This is a genomic window from Microcella frigidaquae, from assembly GCF_014200395.1.
Classification (GTDB): domain Bacteria; phylum Actinomycetota; class Actinomycetes; order Actinomycetales; family Microbacteriaceae; genus Microcella; species Microcella frigidaquae.
Window position 1 is genome coordinate 1,539,268 of the sequence record NZ_JACHBS010000001.1, and the last position, 17,104, is coordinate 1,556,371.

General features: G+C 69.7%; 19 protein-coding genes. 12 read left to right on the forward strand and 7 right to left on the reverse strand.

The genetic code is table 11. The features are described from left to right. Positions 1–164 precede the first annotated feature (164 nt). Entirely contained in the window at positions 165–1,577 is a 1,413-nt protein-coding gene (gene dnaA, locus BJ959_RS07570; protein WP_153981298.1) for a chromosomal replication initiator protein DnaA, read from the reverse strand. A 231-nt stretch (positions 1,578–1,808) separates the two neighbouring features. Between dnaA and rpmH the strand changes: the two genes are divergently transcribed. From rpmH to BJ959_RS07605, 8 genes are all read left to right on the forward strand, one after another. After that, complete coding sequence (rpmH, locus tag BJ959_RS07575; RefSeq protein WP_022881903.1) at positions 1,809–1,946, forward strand: 50S ribosomal protein L34; 138 nt, start codon at positions 1,809–1,811, stop codon at positions 1,944–1,946. An 8-nt stretch (positions 1,947–1,954) separates the two neighbouring features. Next, positions 1,955–2,293 carry a ribonuclease P protein component gene (rnpA, locus tag BJ959_RS07580; protein WP_153981297.1) on the forward strand — a complete coding sequence of 113 codons (339 nt, stop codon included), beginning with the start codon at positions 1,955–1,957 and terminating at the stop codon, positions 2,291–2,293. Beyond that, positions 2,290–2,607, forward strand: coding sequence for a membrane protein insertion efficiency factor YidD (gene yidD / locus BJ959_RS07585; RefSeq protein WP_153981296.1), 318 nt, complete (start codon positions 2,290–2,292; stop codon positions 2,605–2,607). The genes rnpA and yidD overlap by 4 nt, the downstream gene beginning before the upstream one ends. Positions 2,608–2,612: 5 nt before the next feature. Further along, the gene (gene yidC / locus BJ959_RS07590; protein ID WP_153981295.1) at positions 2,613–3,563 is read left to right on the forward strand and encodes a membrane protein insertase YidC; all 951 of its coding nucleotides are present in this window, start codon (positions 2,613–2,615) and stop codon (positions 3,561–3,563) included. A 3-nt stretch (positions 3,564–3,566) separates the two neighbouring features. Continuing rightward, entirely contained in the window at positions 3,567–4,079 is a 513-nt protein-coding gene (locus tag BJ959_RS12660) for a Jag family protein (RefSeq protein WP_243738864.1), read from the forward strand. Next, positions 4,072–4,746, forward strand: a complete 675-nt coding sequence (gene rsmG, locus BJ959_RS07595) for a 16S rRNA (guanine(527)-N(7))-methyltransferase RsmG (protein WP_341799886.1) — start codon at positions 4,072–4,074, stop codon at positions 4,744–4,746. The genes BJ959_RS12660 and rsmG overlap by 8 nt, the downstream gene beginning before the upstream one ends. Positions 4,747–4,840: 94 nt before the next feature. After that, positions 4,841–5,734, forward strand: coding sequence for a ParA family protein (locus tag BJ959_RS07600; RefSeq protein ID WP_341799885.1), 894 nt, complete (start codon positions 4,841–4,843; stop codon positions 5,732–5,734). Further along, positions 5,734–6,684 carry a ParB/RepB/Spo0J family partition protein gene (locus BJ959_RS07605; protein ID WP_153981292.1) on the forward strand — a complete coding sequence of 317 codons (951 nt, stop codon included), beginning with the start codon at positions 5,734–5,736 and terminating at the stop codon, positions 6,682–6,684. Before BJ959_RS07600 ends, BJ959_RS07605 begins: the two co-directional genes overlap by 1 nt. Positions 6,685–6,712: 28 nt before the next feature. Here the strand turns inward: BJ959_RS07605 and BJ959_RS07610 are convergent, their stop codons facing one another. The 6 genes from BJ959_RS07610 to BJ959_RS07635 all read right to left on the reverse strand — a co-directional run bounded on the left by BJ959_RS07610 (position 6,713) and on the right by BJ959_RS07635 (position 14,286). Continuing rightward, complete coding sequence (locus BJ959_RS07610; protein ID WP_153981291.1) at positions 6,713–7,684, reverse strand: D-alanine--D-alanine ligase; 972 nt, start codon at positions 7,682–7,684, stop codon at positions 6,713–6,715. Between the two features lie 33 nt (positions 7,685–7,717). Beyond that, positions 7,718–9,028 (reverse strand): aminotransferase-like domain-containing protein, encoded by a 1,311-nt coding sequence (locus BJ959_RS07615; protein WP_153981290.1) that lies wholly within the window; start codon positions 9,026–9,028, stop codon positions 7,718–7,720. Positions 9,029–9,108: 80 nt separating this feature from the next. Further along, positions 9,109–9,432 carry a thioredoxin gene (trxA, locus tag BJ959_RS07620; RefSeq protein WP_047561142.1) on the reverse strand — a complete coding sequence of 108 codons (324 nt, stop codon included), beginning with the start codon at positions 9,430–9,432 and terminating at the stop codon, positions 9,109–9,111. Between the two features lie 31 nt (positions 9,433–9,463). Further along, entirely contained in the window at positions 9,464–10,417 is a 954-nt protein-coding gene (trxB, locus tag BJ959_RS07625) for a thioredoxin-disulfide reductase (protein ID WP_153981289.1), read from the reverse strand. A 99-nt stretch (positions 10,418–10,516) separates the two neighbouring features. Then, positions 10,517–12,142: a murein biosynthesis integral membrane protein MurJ gene (murJ, locus tag BJ959_RS07630; protein ID WP_165878984.1), complete on the reverse strand. Its 1,626-nt coding sequence runs from the start codon at positions 12,140–12,142 to the stop codon at positions 10,517–10,519. Continuing rightward, positions 12,139–14,286: a DUF6049 family protein gene (locus BJ959_RS07635; RefSeq protein ID WP_165878983.1), complete on the reverse strand. Its 2,148-nt coding sequence runs from the start codon at positions 14,284–14,286 to the stop codon at positions 12,139–12,141. The genes murJ and BJ959_RS07635 overlap by 4 nt, the downstream gene beginning before the upstream one ends. A 26-nt stretch (positions 14,287–14,312) precedes the next feature. Between BJ959_RS07635 and BJ959_RS07640 the strand changes: the two genes are divergently transcribed. From BJ959_RS07640 to rpsR, 4 genes are all read left to right on the forward strand, one after another. Next, positions 14,313–15,740 carry a CCA tRNA nucleotidyltransferase gene (locus tag BJ959_RS07640; protein ID WP_153981287.1) on the forward strand — a complete coding sequence of 476 codons (1,428 nt, stop codon included), beginning with the start codon at positions 14,313–14,315 and terminating at the stop codon, positions 15,738–15,740. Positions 15,741–15,880: 140 nt separating this feature from the next. Beyond that, the gene (rpsF, locus tag BJ959_RS07645; protein ID WP_153981286.1) at positions 15,881–16,264 is read left to right on the forward strand and encodes a 30S ribosomal protein S6; all 384 of its coding nucleotides are present in this window, start codon (positions 15,881–15,883) and stop codon (positions 16,262–16,264) included. 2 nt (positions 16,265–16,266) lie between these two features. Beyond that, complete coding sequence (locus tag BJ959_RS07650; RefSeq protein ID WP_153981285.1) at positions 16,267–16,773, forward strand: single-stranded DNA-binding protein; 507 nt, start codon at positions 16,267–16,269, stop codon at positions 16,771–16,773. 68 nt (positions 16,774–16,841) lie between these two features. Further along, positions 16,842–17,102, forward strand: a complete 261-nt coding sequence (gene rpsR / locus BJ959_RS07655) for a 30S ribosomal protein S18 (protein WP_047561128.1) — start codon at positions 16,842–16,844, stop codon at positions 17,100–17,102. Positions 17,103–17,104: the final 2 nt, after the last annotated feature.

Below are 17,104 nucleotides of genomic sequence, written 5' to 3' on the forward strand. Positions count from 1 at the left end.
GGAGGGCTGTGGGGGAGAACTCGCCGTCGCTCACATCGAGCGGATGCTCGTCAACATGTCATCCCCACCGTCGACGGAAGTTATCCACAGGCTGTCCCCAGTGTGCGAAACGTGCAGTGAAACTGGACGAACGCTGTGCGCGACCGGAATCGGGCGCCGGCAGTTCAGCTGTAGCGCTGGTTCTGCTTGATGCGGCTGGTGAGCTCGGTGACCTGGTTGTAGATCGAGCGGCGCTCCTTCATGAGTTCGCTGATCTTCTTGTTCGCGTACATCACCGTCGTGTGATCGCGATTGCCGAACAGCTTGCCGATCTGCGGCAGCGACATGTTCGTCAGTTCACGGCAGAGGTACATCGCGATCTGTCGAGCGGTCGCGATTGCCTGCGATCGCGAGGAGCCGTACAGGTCATCGACGGTGAACTTGAAGTAGGCCGCGGTGTGATTGATGATGTTGACCGGCTCGATCACGTTGTCGCCGTCAAGGCTGATGAGGTCCTTCATCACCGTCTGCACGAGCTGAAGGTCGATGGGCGTGCGGTTCAGGTTCGCGAACGCGGTCACTCGGATCAGGGCACCCTCGAGCTCGCGGATGTTGCTCGAGACCTTCGAGGCGATGTACTCGAGCACGTCATCCCGAACCTGCAGCTTGTCGTTCTGCGCCTTCTTGCGCAGGATCGCGATACGGGTCTCGAGGTCGGGTGCTTGAACGTCGGTGATGAGCCCCCACTCGAAGCGGCTCCGCATGCGGTCCTCGAAGCCGGTGAGGTGCTTCGGGGGCAGGTCGCTGGTGATGACCACCTGCTTGTTGTGATCGTGCAGCGTGTTGAAGGTGTGGAAGAACGCCTCCTGCGTCGAATCCTTGCCCTGCAGGAACTGGATGTCGTCGATCAGCAGGATGTCGATCTCGCGGTAGCGCGACTGGAAGAGGCTCGCACGGTTGTTGGCGATCGAGTTGATGAAGTCGTTCGTGAACTCCTCCGAGCTCACGTACCGAACGCGGATGCCCGGGTAGAGGCTCTCGGCGTAGTGGCCGATCGCGTGCAGGAGGTGGGTCTTGCCCAGCCCCGACTCGCCGTAGATGAAGAGCGGGTTGTACGCCTTCGCCGGCGCTTCGGCCACGGCGACCGCCGCGGCGTGCGCGAAGCGGTTCGACCCGCCGATGACGAAGTTGTCGAAGCTGTATTTCTCGTTGAGCCGGCTGTCGCTGCGGCGGCCCGGGGTCTCGAGGGTTGGGGTCGCCACCGGCTGTTCGATGTACGAGGGGCTCTGCTCGGTGACGTCCGGGCTCGCGTCGAGCACCTCGTTCTGGATCTCCGGGTTCACGACGATCGCGAAGCTCGTCACCGCGTCGTCGGCCACGATCGAGAGCGCGCTGAGCAGGGGCAAACGGATGCGCTGCTCCAGCATCCCCCGCGTCAGCTCGTTCGGCACCTCGAGATAGAAGGTGCCCGCCATGACGCCGCGCGGTTCCACCAGATTGATGAAGCCGTGCAGCTGGGGGGTGATGCGCTCATCTGCGGTGAGCACCGCGCGGACCGACTCCCAGAGCTCCTGCGGGGACTCGATCTCGGTGGACATGCGGGCTCCTCGGACGTCGGTGGACAGCGGTGTAGATAACTGTAATCCGACCACGGCGCGTCGTTGCCAGGGGCCTCTCCCCAGCATGTGGATAATGCCGTCGGTCATCGTGCGGTTTGACCATGGTGCGGCCGGAGCCTATTGTTAACCGGTTGACTTCTGTCTGCGCCATCTCTGGCGGTCGGGCAGTCCCTTTCGTCGTCGCAGGCCCGCAGGGTCGAGGAGAGAACCATGAGCAAGCGCACCTTCCAGCCGAACAACCGCCGCCGCGCGAAGGTTCACGGCTTCCGTCTGCGCATGCGCACCCGTGCCGGCCGCGCGATCCTCGCCGCGCGTCGTCGCAAGGGTCGCACCGAACTCTCCGCCTGAGCCCCGCGGTGCTCCCACGAGCACATCGCCTCACCCGGGCTGATGACTTCCGTCTCGCTGTTCGACGGGGGCGCCGTTTTCCGACGGCTTCAGCTGTCTGCTACCGCATCGCTGCGGAGGTCGATGGTCCGCTGTTCGGCGTGATCGTCTCGAAGCAGGTCGGCAACGCAGTCGTCCGCAACCGCATCCGCCGTCGTATCCAGGCGATCTGCGCGGAGACCGTCCGCGATGCCGCACCGGGGCAGCTTGTCGTCGTGCGCGCCCTGCCGAGTGCGCGCGAAGCCGAGTGGGATACCCTGCGGGCGGAGATCGGCGGAGCGGTTCGACGGGCGGTGATGGCGGTATGAACGACACGGTCGTCGGCATCCTGCGCACCATCGGACTGATCCCCCGCAACATCGTCATCCTCCTGCTTCGCGTGTACCGAGCAGTGATCTCTCCGCTGTACGGTCAGGTGTGCCGCTACTACCCCAGCTGCTCGGCGTATGGGCTGGGCGCGGTGCAGGAGCACGGCGTGGTGCGCGGCGGCTGGCTCACGGTCCGGCGGCTCGCGCGCTGCCACCCGTGGGCAGATGGCGGGATCGACGACTGGCCCGTCAACGAGACGTCCCCCTACCGCCGTGCGCGGTGGGGCCTCATGGTGATCGATAGAAAGGCGTAGACCCGATGGACTTCTTCGGTCTCATCCTCTGGCCCATCAAGTGGGCGATCGAGGCGATCCTCGTGGGCTTCCACTCGCTCTTCACGGCGCTCGGCCTGCAGAGCGAGGCCGGCCTCACCTGGGTGCTGTCGATCGCCGGCCTCGTTGTGGTGGTCCGCGCCGCGCTGATCCCCCTCTTCGTGCGTCAGATCAAGAGCCAGCGCAAGATGCTCGAGATCGCCCCGGACCTCAAGAAGATCCAGGACAAGTACAAGGGCAAGCGCGACCAGTTCTCCCGCGAGGCGATGTCACGGGAGACGATGGCGCTCTACGGCAAGCACAAGACGAGCCCTTTCGCGTCGTGCCTCCCGATCCTCGTGCAGATGCCGATCTTCTTCGGCCTCTTCTCGGTGCTGAACAACTCCTTCAACAGACTCACCGGTGTCGGCCTCCTCAACGAGCAGCTGTCGCAGGAGTTCGGACGGGCGACCCTCTTCGGCATCGCTCCCCTCGGCGCGACGATGGTCAACAACGACGGCAACGCCTGGGTCATCGTGATCGCCGCGATCCTCATCGTGCTGATGACGGCATCGCAGTTCATCACGCAGCTGCAGATCATGTCGAAGAACCAGAGTGCCGAGATGAAGGCCTCGCCGATGTACCGGCAGCAGCGCATCCTGCTCTACGTCCTCCCGGTCGTCTTCCTGTTCTCGGGCATCGCCTTCCCGCTCGGCGTGATGTTCTACTGGTTCGTCTCGAACATCTGGACCATGGTCCAGCAGTTCATCGTCATCCGGAACATGCCGACCCCCGGTAGCGAAGCCGCTCTCGCCCGCGAGGCCCGCCTGGCCAAGAAGCGCCAGAAGAAGGGAATCGTCGACGAGGAGATCGAGGGCACCGTGATCGAGGAGCCCAAGAAGACCCAGCGCCAGCAGCCGGTCAGCAAGAACCGTGCGAAGAAGAAGGGCGGTCGCTAGACCATGACCTCCACTCCTGATGCCGTCGTCGACGGCACGACCCTCGAGACCACGGCTGCCCCTGCGGGCGTCGACGAGGGCGACGTGGCCGCGGACTACCTCGAGGAGCTGCTCGACCTGGCCGACCTCGACGGAGATATCGAGATCACGACGACGGCCGGCCGCGTCTACCTCTCCATCGAGGCGGACGAGCCGGATGCTCTCCGCGTGCTCTCCAAGCCCGACACCGTCGCGGCGCTCCAGGAGCTCACCCGGCTGGCGGTGCACGCTCGCACGGGTGAGTTCTCCCGCTTGATCCTGGATATCGCCGGCTCGCGCGATGCCCGTGCCGACGAGCTACAGCGCCTGGTGGATCGGGCCGTCGAGCGCCTCGAGGCCGGGGCCGCGTCGGCTGCCCTCCCCCCGATGTCGAGCTACGAGCGCAAGCTCGTCCACGATCTGGTGGCTGAGCGCGGCTACGTCTCCGAGTCGGAAGGCGAGGGCGCGGACCGCCACACGGTCATCCGCCGTGGCTGAGCCGGGGTGGGGCGTTTCACGTGAAACATCGCCCGGCCCCGAGCCGGAGCCTGCGGCAGCAGCCGAGGTTCTCGGCGCCGCGCTCGAGCTCGGACGCCGGTACGCCGCCGACCTCATCGAGCATGGCGAGCGGCTTGGCCTGATCGGCCCCCTCGAAGTCGGACGTGTGTGGACGCGGCATGTGCTGAACAGTGCCCTCGTCGCCCCCTTCCTGCAGTCGGGAGGCCGCCTGGCCGACATCGGCAGCGGAGCCGGTCTCCCCGGCCTGGTGCTCGCGCTTGTCCGACCTGACGTCGAGGTCACGCTGATCGAGCCGATGGAGCGCCGCACCGACTGGCTCCGCGACGAGTCGGCCCGGCTGGGCTTGACAAACGTGACCGTGCTGCGGGCCCGAGCCGAGGATGCCCGTGACGCCGGACCTTTCGATCAGGTCACCGCGCGGGCGGTCAGCGCTCTCCGCACCCTGATTCCCATCACCGCACCCCTCGTCCGGGCGGGCGGCGAGCTGCTCTTCCTCAAGGGGGCGCGGGTCGACGACGAGATCGCCGCGGCGACGAAGGTACTGCAGAAGCACCGCGTCCGCGATATCGCGGTGCTCGAACTCGGGGTCGGGTTGCTGCCCGAGATCACCCGGCTGTTTCGGGCTACAGTAGGCGGGGCATCCTGAGCCGTCGCCCTGGGCGGCGCGAGCGGAAGGTCCCGGGCGGGCGTCGTCGATCGGCGCCCGTTTCACGTGAAACATTCGAGCAGGAGGCTCACTGGTGACGACCGAGGGCGTGTACGACGAGAGCACCCCGCTGGCCCGCGAGGTCGCGGAGATCACCCGTCGGCGGCTTGCCCTCGAGGGCGCGTCGCTGCCCCTTCCGGCGACAACGCGGGTCTTCACGGTGTCGAACCAGAAGGGCGGTGTCGGCAAGACCACGACGACCGTCAACCTGGCGGCGGCACTGGCGCGCTCGGGCGCCCGCGTGCTCGTCATCGATCTCGACCCGCAGGGCAACGCCTCCACTGCCCTCGGTGTCGAGCATCGCGCCGAGACGCCCAGCGTCTACGACGTGGTCGTCGGCGACTCCCCCCTCGCGGACGTCGTGCAGAAGAGCCCCGAGTTCGAGACCCTCTACTGCGTCCCGGCGACCATCCACCTGGCCGGTGCCGAGATCGAGCTGGTCTCGCTCGTCGCCCGCGAACAGCGCCTCCGCACGGCGCTCGACGCCTTCCTCGCAGCCAGCGGCGAGCCCTTCCACTACGTCTTCATCGACTGTCCGCCGTCGCTGGGCCTGCTCACCATCAACGCGTTCGTCGCCGCGCGCGAGGTGCTCATCCCCATCCAGTGCGAGTACTACGCGCTCGAGGGCCTCAGCCAGCTGCTCAACAGCATCCAGCTCATCGAGCGGCACCTGAATCCGCAGCTGCGGGTGTCGACGATCCTGCTGACCATGTACGACGCCCGTACGAACCTCGCGAACCAGGTCGTGAGTGATGTGCGCGAGCACTTCCCGCAGCAGGTGCTCGAGACGGTCATCCCGCGTTCCGTGCGCATCAGTGAGGCACCGAGCTACGGGCAGAGCGTGATCAGCTACGACGAGGGCTCCCCCGGCTCGCTCTCCTACCTGGAGGCCGCGGCGGAGATCGCTCGACGCGGAGAGGGGGCCTGATGGCGCAGAAGCGCACCGGACTCGGGCGCGGCATCGGCGCGCTCATCCCGACGGGCGAGGGCGAGCGGCCCGTCGATGTCTTCTTCCCGGCTCCGGCACCGACCGAGGGCGAGCAGCTCGCGGCGGTGCCGGGTGCCCGTCTCGCGGCGATCGCGCCGAGCGACATCGTCCCCAACCCGCAGCAGCCGCGCACCGAGTTCCGCGAGGAAGAGCTGCAGGAGCTCGTGCATTCCGTGCGCGAGTTCGGGGTGCTCCAGCCCATCGTCGTGCGGGAGCGGGCCGGAGCCCAGCCCGGTGAGCCCACCTACGAGCTCATCATGGGTGAGCGCCGGCTCCGTGCATCCACCATCGCCGGTCTCGAGGCGATCCCCGCGATCGTCCGCAGCACCGCCGACGAGAACATGCTCCGGGATGCTCTGCTGGAGAACCTCCACCGGGCGCAGCTGAACCCGCTCGAGGAGGCCAGCGCGTACCAGCAGCTGCTCGAGGACTTCGGCATCACGCAGGAGCAGCTCGCCGAGCGGCTCGGGCGCTCGCGGCCGCAGATCACGAACACCCTCCGCCTGCTCAAGCTGCCGGAGCCGGTGCAGGCGCGCGTCGCCGCCGGCGTGCTGACCGCGGGCCACGCCCGTGCCGTCCTCGCCGCCGGGTCGGCGGCGGCGATGCTGAAGCTCGCCGACAAGATCGTCAACGAGGAGCTCTCGGTGCGGCAGGCCGAGGCGGCAGCGGCGCAGATCGCCGGCACGACGTCCGGCACGAAGACGACGAAGCCGTCGGCCGGTTCGCGGCAGGGTCAGCTGAACGAGATCGCCGAGCGTCTCGGCGATCGACTCGACACCCGCGTCACGATCAGCCTGGGGCAGAAGAAGGGGTCGATCGTGATCGACTTCGCCACGGTGGGCGACCTCAATCGGATCCTCGGCGAGCTCGGGGTCGACGGCTTCCGCTGACCGAGGCTGGTCGTTCTCCGGCCGCGCCTCAGCGCACAGCGTCGCGCACAGCGGTCTGGGCCAGTTCGGTGTACGCCCACCCGACGTCGTAGCCAGCGGCCTCGAGCGCGAGCGCGAAGGTCGAGGTCTCGGTGAGTCCGGGCATGACGCTCGCCTCCAGGAACCACGGGGTTCCTGCTCCGTCGATGATGAGGTCGATGCGGCTGATGTGCCGGAGTCCGAGCGCCTCGTGTGCCGCCAGGGCCACCTCGGTCGCGCGCGACGCGACATCCGCCGCCACGCGGGCCGGAGCGTAGAACCGCGTCTCCCCCGCGTTGTAGCGCGCCTCGAAGCCGTACACGCCCGAGAGCGGCTCGATCTCGACGGCAGGCAGAGCCCGCGGACCGTCTCCCGTGTCGATGATGCCGATAGCCACCTCGGTGCCAGTGATGCGCTGCTCGATGAGCGCGACGTCGCAGTACGTGAAGGCGAGCACCATGGCGCGCCGCAGCTCGTCATCCGAGTCGACCAGCGTGACGCCCTGGGCCGAGCCGCCCTGGGCCGGCTTCACGGCCACGGGAGGCGGCAGCTCGCCCCGCACCACGCTCAGCACGCTCTCCGCCCCCAGTTCGCGGAACGCGTCGCGGGTCAGCGCGATCGAGTGCGGCGTGGGCACACCTGCTCGCTCGACGATGGTCTTCGCGCGCGGCTTGTCCCAGGCGAGCCGAGTTGCTCCGGCGGTCGAGCCGACGTAGGGCACCCCCAGGAACTCCAGCAGGCTCCGCAGTGCCCCGTCCTCCCCGCTCGCCCCGTGCAGCGTCGGCCAGACCACGTCGGGCCGATCGGCGAGCAGGGCGGGCAGCAGGGCGGCGTCGGGGTCGAGCAGCCGCACCTCGACGCCGTGGGCGGCGAGTCCGTCGGCCACCCGTCGGCCCGACTTCAGCGAGATGTCGCGCTCGTGGGAGATGCCGCCGGCGAGCACGGCGACGCGGGATGCGAGCGGAGGGGGTGTGGTGGGCACGGGTTCCTCGGGGGTCGGGTCAGCCGAGTCGGATCAGCCGATGTTGGGCGGCGGCGCGGCGACGTGCGGGTCGTAGGCGACCGCCGGGATCGGCCCGGTGGCCGAGAAGGTCTCCAGGAGCTCCTGCTCGCCGCGCACGACGGTGGCCAGGCGGCGGATGCCCTCGCGGATCTCGGCCGGCTGCGGGTAGCAGAACGCGAGCCTCAGGTGCTGCCGGCCCTGGCCGTCGGCGTAGAAGCCGGTGCCCGGCGTGTAGGCGACGAGCTCCTTCACGGCGCGGGGCAGCATCGCCTTCGAGTCGAGTCCCTCGGTGAGTCCGACCCAGACGTAGAAGCCGCCGTTCGGCACCTCCCACGTGAGGTCGGGGAGGTGCTGCTCGAGGGCCTCGAGCATCGCATCCCGCCGCTCGCGGTACAGGCCGCGGAAGACGTCGATCTGGCCCTTCCAGTCGGCGTGCGCGAGGTAGTCGCTGATGATCATCTGATTGAGCGAGCTCGGGCTGAGGATCGAGGCCTCCGCCGCAAGAACGAGTTTCTCTCGGATACCGTGCGGCGCGAGCGCCCATCCGACCCGGAACCCGGGAGCCAGCGTCTTCGAGAACGACCCCAGGTACACGATGCCGTCGTCCTCGACGCTGCGCATCGCGGCGGGGGCCGGTCGGTCGAACCACAGCAGGCCGTAGGGGTTGTCCTCGATGATGAGGATGCCCTCCGACCGCGCGATGTCGATGATGGCCAGGCGGCGCTCGCTCGAGAGCGTCACGCCCGCGGGATTCTGGAAGTTGGGGATCAGGTAGAGCATCTTGATGCTGCGCCCGGCCGCGCGGAGGCTCGCGATGCGCTCGCTGAGAGCGGTGGGGATCATCCCGTCCGCATCCATCGGGATGTGCGCGACCTCGGCCTGATACGACCGGAAGATCCCCATCGCCCCGACGTACGACGGGGATTCGGCCAGCACCACGTCGCCGGGATCGAGGAAGAGCTTGGCGACCAGGTCGAGCGCCTGCTGCGACCCGGTCGTCACGACGACGTCATCGACGCCGGCACGGATGCCCTCCAGCGCCATGACCTCGAGGATCTGCTCGCGGAGCTCGGGGGTCCCCTGTCCGGAGCCGTACTGCAGCGCGGCGGGACCGCGCGTGCTCATCACTCGCTCCATTGAGGCCGCGATGACCGGCAGGGGCAGCGCCGAGACGGCGGGCATGCCGCCGGCGAGCGAGACGACCTCCGGCCGCGAGGCCACGGCGAACAGGGCGCGCACCTCCGAGGCGCTCAGCCCCGCCGTGCGCGAGGCGTACTGCTCGTACCAGGGGTCGAGGGTCGTTCCCTCGGAGGAGATCGTCATGCCGCCGCCTGCGCTCGCTCGTCGGCACAAGAGCTTCGTGCCGCTGCCTCAGTCGGCAGTGGCACTCAGAATACGCGGTCTCAGGCCAGGAACTCGGCGAGATCGGCCTCGAGGGCCGGCTTGGGCTTCGCGCCGATGACGGTCTTGACGACCTCGCCGCCGCGGAACACCTTCATCGCGGGGATCGAGGTGATCTGGTACTTCATCGCGGTCTCGGGGTTGTCGTCGACGTTGAGCTTGACGATCTCGAGCTTGTCGGGGTGTTCGGCCGCGATCGCGTCGAGGATCGGCGAGACGGCCCGGCACGGGCCGCACCACTCGGCCCAGAAGTCGACCATGATCGTCTTTTCGTTCTTCAGAACCTCGGCCTCGAAGGTGGCATCGGTCACGTCGCGGGTGCTCATGGGATCTCCTCGTGTGTGGGTGGTCGGTGGGTCAGACGGCCGCGCTGCCTGCGCGGGCCGAGTCGGCGATGGTCTCGAGGTAGTGCTGAGCATCGAGGGCGGCCACGGTGCCGCTGCCGGCGGCGGTGATCGCCTGCTTGTAGGTCGGGTCGACCACGTCGCCCGCGGCGAAGACGCCCGGCACGCTCGTGCGCGACGAGCGGCCATCCACCGCGATGGTGCCCTGCTCGGTCAGCTCGAGCACGCCGTGCACCAGGTGGGTGCGCGGGTCGGCGCCGATCGCCACGAACACGCCCTGGACATCGAGCGTGCGCTCCTCGCCCGTGACGGTGTCGATGAGGCCGATGCCGGTCACCAGCTCGGCGCCGTAGATGTGCTGGACGCGCGCGTTGGTGATGAACTGGATCTTCTCGTCGGCGCGGGCGCGGTCGAGCATGGCGGCCGAGGCGCGGAAGGTGTCGCTGCGGTGCACGATGTAGACCGTGTCGGCGAAGCGGGTGAGGAAGGTCGCCTCCTCCATTGCCGAGTCGCCGCCGCCGATGACGGCGACCGTCTTCTGGCGGAAGAAGGCGCCGTCGCAGGTGGCGCACCACGAGACGCCGTAGCCGCTCAGGCGCTCTTCGTCGGGCAGACCCAGCTTGCGGTAGGCAGAGCCGGTCGCGTAGATGATCGCGTGCGCCTCGTGGCGGTCGCCATTGCCGAGGGTGACGGCCTTGACCGGGCCCTCGAGCTCGAGCGCGACGACATCGTCGTAGATGATCTCGGCGCCGAACTTCTCGGCCTGCTGCTGCATGCGGGTCATGAGGTCGGGGCCCATGATGCCCTCGGGGAAGCCGGGGAAGTTCTCGACCTCGGTGGTCTTCATCAGTTCGCCGCCGAACTCGACCGAGCTCGCGATGACGAGCGGGGCCAGGTTGGCGCGCGCGGCGTAGATGGCGGCCGTGTATCCGGCCGGGCCGGAGCCGATGATGATGACGTGGCGCATGGTGCTCCTCGGTCTGTCGACGCGCTCGTCCGCGCCGCACGGGGTCGGTTTCCCGACGCTAGGGCCAACCCAGCATAGGCGGCGGCTATTCCGCTCGGGTTAACGACCGCGGAAGCGCCCGAGAAGCGTGAGCGCCCGGGTGAGCTCGGGCGACCGGGTGAGCCACAGGACCCCGACGAACACGGCGACCATCGGAAGCCCGATGAGCAGGATGCTGATGCCAGCGGTCACGACGGTGTCGCGGGCGAACCCCCCGGCCGTGAAGGCGCCGAGACTGGCGGCGACCCCGAGGCCGACGCCGAGGGCCGCCATGCCGGCCAGCAGCGCGATGCCCACCTGCACCGCGATGCCGCGGACGTCGAGCCCGCCGAGCCGCCGCCGCAGGGCGACGCCCCCGAGGATCATCTGGAAGAACGAGCCGGCGGAGGTGACCAGGGCGATCGCCGGGACGATCGACGCGGTGGGCAGCACCGATGCCGCCAGCGCTCCGAGGACGAAGAAGATCGTGTACGCCACCTGCAGCCAGAACACCGTGCGGGTGTCGTCCAGTGCGTAGAACACCCGCATCATCACGAAGTAGACGCTGAACGGTGCGAGCCCGATGACAAAGCACACGAGGACGATCGCGATGGGGTCGACCGCGGCGGCATCGAAGATGCGCCCGAACGGCACCGCCACGGCGATGAGCCCGGCGGTGGCGAGCGTCATGAAGAGAGCCGTGATGCGGATCGAGGTCTCGGTATCGGCGCGCACGGCCGCCGTGTCGCCATCCCGCGCGTGGGTGCTCATCTGGGTGAGGTACGCGGTGACGAGCGAGACGACGATCACCGAGTGGGGAAGCATGAACAGCAGCCAGGCCGTGCGCATCACCATCAGCGACGCCGTGTCCTCCGTGGCGGCGATCGAGGCGACGTAGGTCTGCACGAGCCCGCCGACCTGCATCACGAGGATCATCGCGAACACCCAGCCCGCCGCGCGTCCTGTCGCGCGCAGTCCGGCCCCCCGCCAGCGGAAGTCCGGCCGGTACCGCAGCCCCGCACGACGCCAGAACAGGACGAGCACGAAGGCCTGCGCGGCGACACCCAGTGTCGCCGAGCCACCGAGCACGGCGACCATCTCTGGGCTCCAGGCCTCCGCGACACCCGGATCCGCGTCGAACATCAGCCGGAACGCGATCAGACCGGCGATGGCGACGAGGTTGTTGATCGCCGGCGCCCAGGTGAACGGGCCGAACACCCGGCGGGCGTTCAGCACCTCGCCGAACAGCGTGTAGAGCGCGTAGAACAGCACCTGCGGCATGCACCAGTAGGCGAACGCGATCGCGAGCTCGACCTCGGCGGGCGAGAAGCCCCGCTGCCCGGTCTCGTCAGCCGCCGTGTACAGGTCGACGAGCAGTGGGGAGGCGAGGGTCGCCAGGGCTCCGGCGACGAGGAAGACGACGACGCCGATCGTGATGAGCCGGTTGATGAACAGTTGTCCGCCGTCGTCGTTGACGCTCGCGCGCACGATCTGCGGAACCAGCACCGCGCTGAGGATGCCGCCGGCGACGACCGCGTAGATCGCGTTGGGCAGCGAGTTCGCGAGCGCGAAGGCGTTCGCTCCCGCGCCGAGGGCGCCGATGGTCGACGTCAGCAGCACCGCCGAGATGAATCCCAGGATGCGTGACACCACCGTGCCGGAGGCGAGGACGACGCTCGCTCGCCCGATGCTGCCGCTCTGGCTCATCGCTCCGTCCCGTTCGACTCGGCCGTGCTCGTCTCCAGCGTGCTCGTCTCCGCCCTGCCCGTCTCTCCCGCGCTCTGCTGACGGCGCTTGCGGATGTCCCGGCTGATCCCGACCACGAGCAGCACGACGACGGCGATTCCCACGGTGATCGTGCCGGCCGTCTCCCATCCGGCGAGCAGGTTCAGCGAGACCCGCGTCGGCTCGCTGATCCGCGTGCCGGAGCCGTCCTGCACGGTCACGGTGATGTCGACCCGGCCATTCGTGAGCGACTCGACCGGCACCACGGCCCGTGTCTGCGATCGCGGCTCGACGAGCACCTCGACGCGCGGGTCGAGCACGCGCAGCTGCGTGGTGTCAGGCTCGACCCGCACGAACACCCGCACGGGGACGTCGAGATCGTTCTGCACCGTCACCGGCAGCGAGGCGCGATCGGCCAGGAGGGTGATCGCGCTGCTCTCGGCAACGCGGATGCCCGAGCGCAGCCGCGCGGAGGCCTCCACGAACGCGGTGAGCGCGTCGACCGAGCGGTCGCCCCAGCCCTGTGAGAGGGCGGCGAGCAGCTCGAGCCGTCGCACGTCAGTGATCGCGGTTGGCTCGACGGCGACCGCCGCGAACGCGCGATCGGCCGATTCCGCGGCGAGCGCTGCCTCGATCGCGTCCGCGCGAGCGCCGCTCGCGGCCGCTCCCGTGATCGCGGCGTCGGCCGACGGTTCCGCGACAGCCTCGGCCAGCGTGCCGGCGGTCGACCACGGCAGCGACACCGTGCGACCGATCGTGTCGATCAGACGGTCGCTCGAGGGCAGAACATCGCGACTGAGCGGGATCACGGCGACGCTCTGGGGGTCGGCGGCCGCCTGCGCGGCGAGCAGCGCCGATACCTGCGCGACGGCGCGGTCGAACCGCTGCTGCGACATCGCCGTGCTCGCGTCGCGAGCGACCGCTCCGAGGGCGGCATCGGCCCGGATCAGGCGCAGCCCAGCCGCGGTCTGCGAGACCTCGCGACCCTCGAGGGCGGTGCTCGGGGCGATGACGGTGCGCGCGCCCGCATCCGCGATGCCGGACAGCAGGTCGGCGCTCAGGCCGTCACCCGCCCAGAGCAGCTCGTCGAAGGTCGTCGGCCACTCCGCCGCCGTGGCGAGATCGAGCGCGGAGGGCGATGGCTCAGGGTCATCGCTCGCCCCCTCGCCGTCGGTCGGCGCGACCGCTCCGGCCCCCTCGGGCTCGGGCACGCGGCCGCCGACGGCGAGCACCCCGAGCGCATCCGCGTCGGCCCACGGAAGCAGGGTCGTCTCGTTGGGCATGGCGGCGAGCCGCTCGAGGAACGCCAGGGCGCTCGCGGGGGCGTCCGCGCCCAGCAGCCGGATCGAGGCCACCACCCGCGGGTCGATCGCGACCAGCACGGGTCGCCCGGCGACGGCGTCGAGCTGCCGGTGCAGGTCGCCGGCCTCCGCGGTCAGTGCGGCCAGGGTCTCGGCGTCGAGCAGCCCGTCGGCGATGCCGGGGGTGCTGATGGGCGCGATGAACACGGTGCGGGCGCTCGGCGGCGTGGAGCCCGTCGGAACCCAGACCACGGCGGTGCGGTCGGCCGCGATGAGCTCATCGCCGGCGGTCGCCCGCACGACGGCGAGCCGCGCTCCGAAAGCGCCGCTCGCAGCGGGGCGGGATGCGGGAACGATCAGGTCGAGCACCGCGCTCGCACCGGGCTCGATCGGCGAGATCGTCGCCGTGCTCGCGGTCCGGGCATCCGACTCGATGGTGGAGCCTGCCAGCCACTGCTCGACGCGATCCGGTGCGGACGGCCGCGCGCCCTCGATCGCGAGGGCGAGCGCGAGCTCGGGCGTGGCCTCCTGCCCCGTGTTGGTCACGGTAACCCGCACGCTGAGGGGCTCACCCGGACGAGCGATGCCACTCGCGCTGGGCGCGGCGAGCAGGGTGATCCGCGTCTCCGTCGCGGTCGTCGTTGCGGCCGCGGCCAGGCCCGCCGGGGCGAGCAGAGGAGTCGAGGTGAGAGCCGCGCTCAGCGCCAGGAGTCCGACCACCAGGGGCCCGCGCAGCCCGCGCCGCCCTCCAGGGCGCCGATGGCCGGCGGCGTGGTCGAGCGTGCCGGGCGCGCGACGACCCCCTCGTACCCGCTCGGCCGACATACCGGGAAGTCTAGACTCTGGTGACTATGGAGAGCGTGGCTGCGGCCGTCACCAGCCTGCGCGAGCTCGCCTCCGCCGAGCCCCTCGCCACCCTCGCCGCGCGCTTCGCCGCGGCCGGGCACGAGCTGGCGCTCGTCGGCGGGCCGGTGCGCGACGCCTTCCTCGGCCGTCCCCTGAACGACCTCGACCTCACCACATCGGCACGGCCCGACGACATCGTGCGGATCGTGCGGCCCGTCGCCGACGCGCACTGGGACATCGGGCGCGCCTTCGGCACGATCGGGGCGCGGCTCGGCGACCACACGGTCGAGATCACCACCTACCGCTCCGACGCCTACTCGCCCGAATCGCGCAAGCCCGAGGTGGCGTTCGGCGACACCCTCGAGGGCGATCTGGTGCGGCGCGACTTCACGATGAACGCGCTTGCCCTCCGACTGCCGTCGCTCACCCTGGTCGACCCCTCGGGCGGCCTCGACGACCTGTTCGCCCGCCGGCTGATGACGCCCACGCGGCCCGAGCAGTCCTTCGGCGACGACCCCCTGCGCATGCTGCGGGCCGTCCGGTTCGCGGCGCAGCTCGATGTCGACGTCGACCCGGCCGTGCTCGAGGCGATGGTCGGGATGCGCGACCGGCTGTCGATCGTCTCCGCCGAGCGCATCCGCGACGAGCTGGTGAAGCTGCTCCTGACCCCGGCTCCGCGGCGCGGGCTCGAGCTGCTCGTCCAGACGGGTCTCGCCGAGCATGTGCTGCCCGAGCTGCCGGCCCTGCGGCTCGAGATCGATGAGCACGCGCACCACAAGGACGTCTACGAGCACTCGCTCACGGTGCTCGATCAGGCCATCGCCCTCGAGGGCGAGCGCCACCCCGACGCCGCTCCCGACGCGGTGCTGCGGCTCGCCGCCCTGCTGCACGACATCGGCAAGCCCGCGACGAAGAAGGTCGAGGCGAACGGCGCGGTCACCTTCCACCACCACGACCTCGTCGGCGCGAAGCTCGCCCGCAAGCGCCTCACGGCACTCCGGTTCGACAAGGAGACCATCGGCGCGGTCAGCCGCCTCATCGAGCTGCACCTGCGCTTCTTCGGCTATGCGGATGCTCCCTGGACGGACTCGGGGGTGCGACGCTACGTGCGCGACGCGGATGAGCTGCTCGAGCGCCTGCACATCCTCACCCGGGCCGATGTCACCACCCGCAATCGTCGCAAGGAGGCACGGCTGCGCGGTGCCTACGACGAGCTCGAGCAGCGCATCGCCGTGCTCGCCGAGCAGGAGGAGCTGGCGGCGATCCGCCCCGACCTCGACGGCGAGCAGATCATGGCGATCCTCGGGCTCCGGCCGGGCCCGGTCGTCGGCGAGGCCTACCGCTTCCTGCTCGAGGCGCGTCTCGACGAGGGGCCGCTCGGCGCGGAGGAGGCCGAGCGCCGGCTGCGCGCCTGGCACGCCGAGCGGGGATGACCGGACCGATGGTTTGAGTCGGCCTCCGCATCCGACTAGACTCTGCAGGTTGCCCCGCCTCGCGCGGCGGCGACCGATGCCATAACCCTCCTGCTGCAGACCGTCTGCAGCCGTTCGAGTCCGAAGGAGGTGGGTGAGTCATGCATCAGTACGAATTGATGGTCATCCTCGACCCCGAGATCGACGAGCGCACTGTCGCTCCGAGCCTGGACAAGTTCCTCGGCGTGATCCGGAATGACGGCGGCACCATCGAGAACGTCGACATCTGGGGCCGTCGCCGGCTCGCGTACGAGATCAACAAGAAGAACGAGGGCATCTACGCCGTCGTCAACTTCACAGCGACCTCGGCCGCGACCCAGGAGCTCGACCGCCAGTTGAAGCTCAGCGAGGCCGTCATGCGCACCAAGGTGCTCCGCACCGAGGAGGCCGTGGCCCGCGCCGCGTCGATCGAGGCGGAGAACACCGCGCGCGCCGAGGCCAAGGCCAAGCGCGCGGCGGCCGCCGCGACGAAGGCCGCGGAGTAGTCGTGGCCGGCGAGACCATCATCACCGTTGTCGGCAACCTGACTGCCGACCCCGAGCTCCGCTACACGCAGAGCGGACTCGCCGTCGCGAACTTCACCATCGCCTCGACCCCCCGCTCGTTCGACCGCGCGTCGAACGAGTGGAAGGACGGCGAGGCGCTGTTCCTCCGCGCGAGCGTCTGGCGCGAGTTCGCCGAGCACGTCGCGAGCTCGCTGACCAAGGGCAGCCGCGTCATCGCGCAGGGCCGCCTGAAGCAGCGCTCGTACGAGACGAAGGAAGGCGAGAAGCGCACCACCATCGAGCTCGAGGTCGACGAGATCGGCCCGAGCCTGCGGTACGCGACCGCCCAGGTGACCCGCAGCGCGAGCGGCGCGGGCAACGCCATGGGCGGCGGCCGCGGTGGCGCTCCGATCGCCGACGAGCCGTGGGGCGCTCCGGCTGCTCCGGCGGCCTCGGGCGGCGACGTCTGGAACACGCCCGGCTCGTTCTCGGACGACACCCCGTTCTGATCCGGTGAGCCCCCGGAGAGGGGCGCTCCCGGATCGATTCCGCATCACATCACGTAAAGGACAACCACATGGCTGGCAAGAGCAGCGGCGACCGCCGCAAGCCGCGCGGCGGGAAGGGCGCGAAGAACGCCGCCCCCGCGAAGGCGATCCGCGTCGGCGTCATCGACTACAAGGACGTCGCGACGCTTCGCAAGTTCATCTCGGAGCGCGGGAAGATCCGCGCCCGTCGCATCACCGGTGTCTCCGTGCAGGAGCAGCGCCTCATCGCCCGCGCCGTCAAGAACGCGCGCGAGATGGCCCTGCTGCCGTACGCCGGCGCAGGACGATAGGG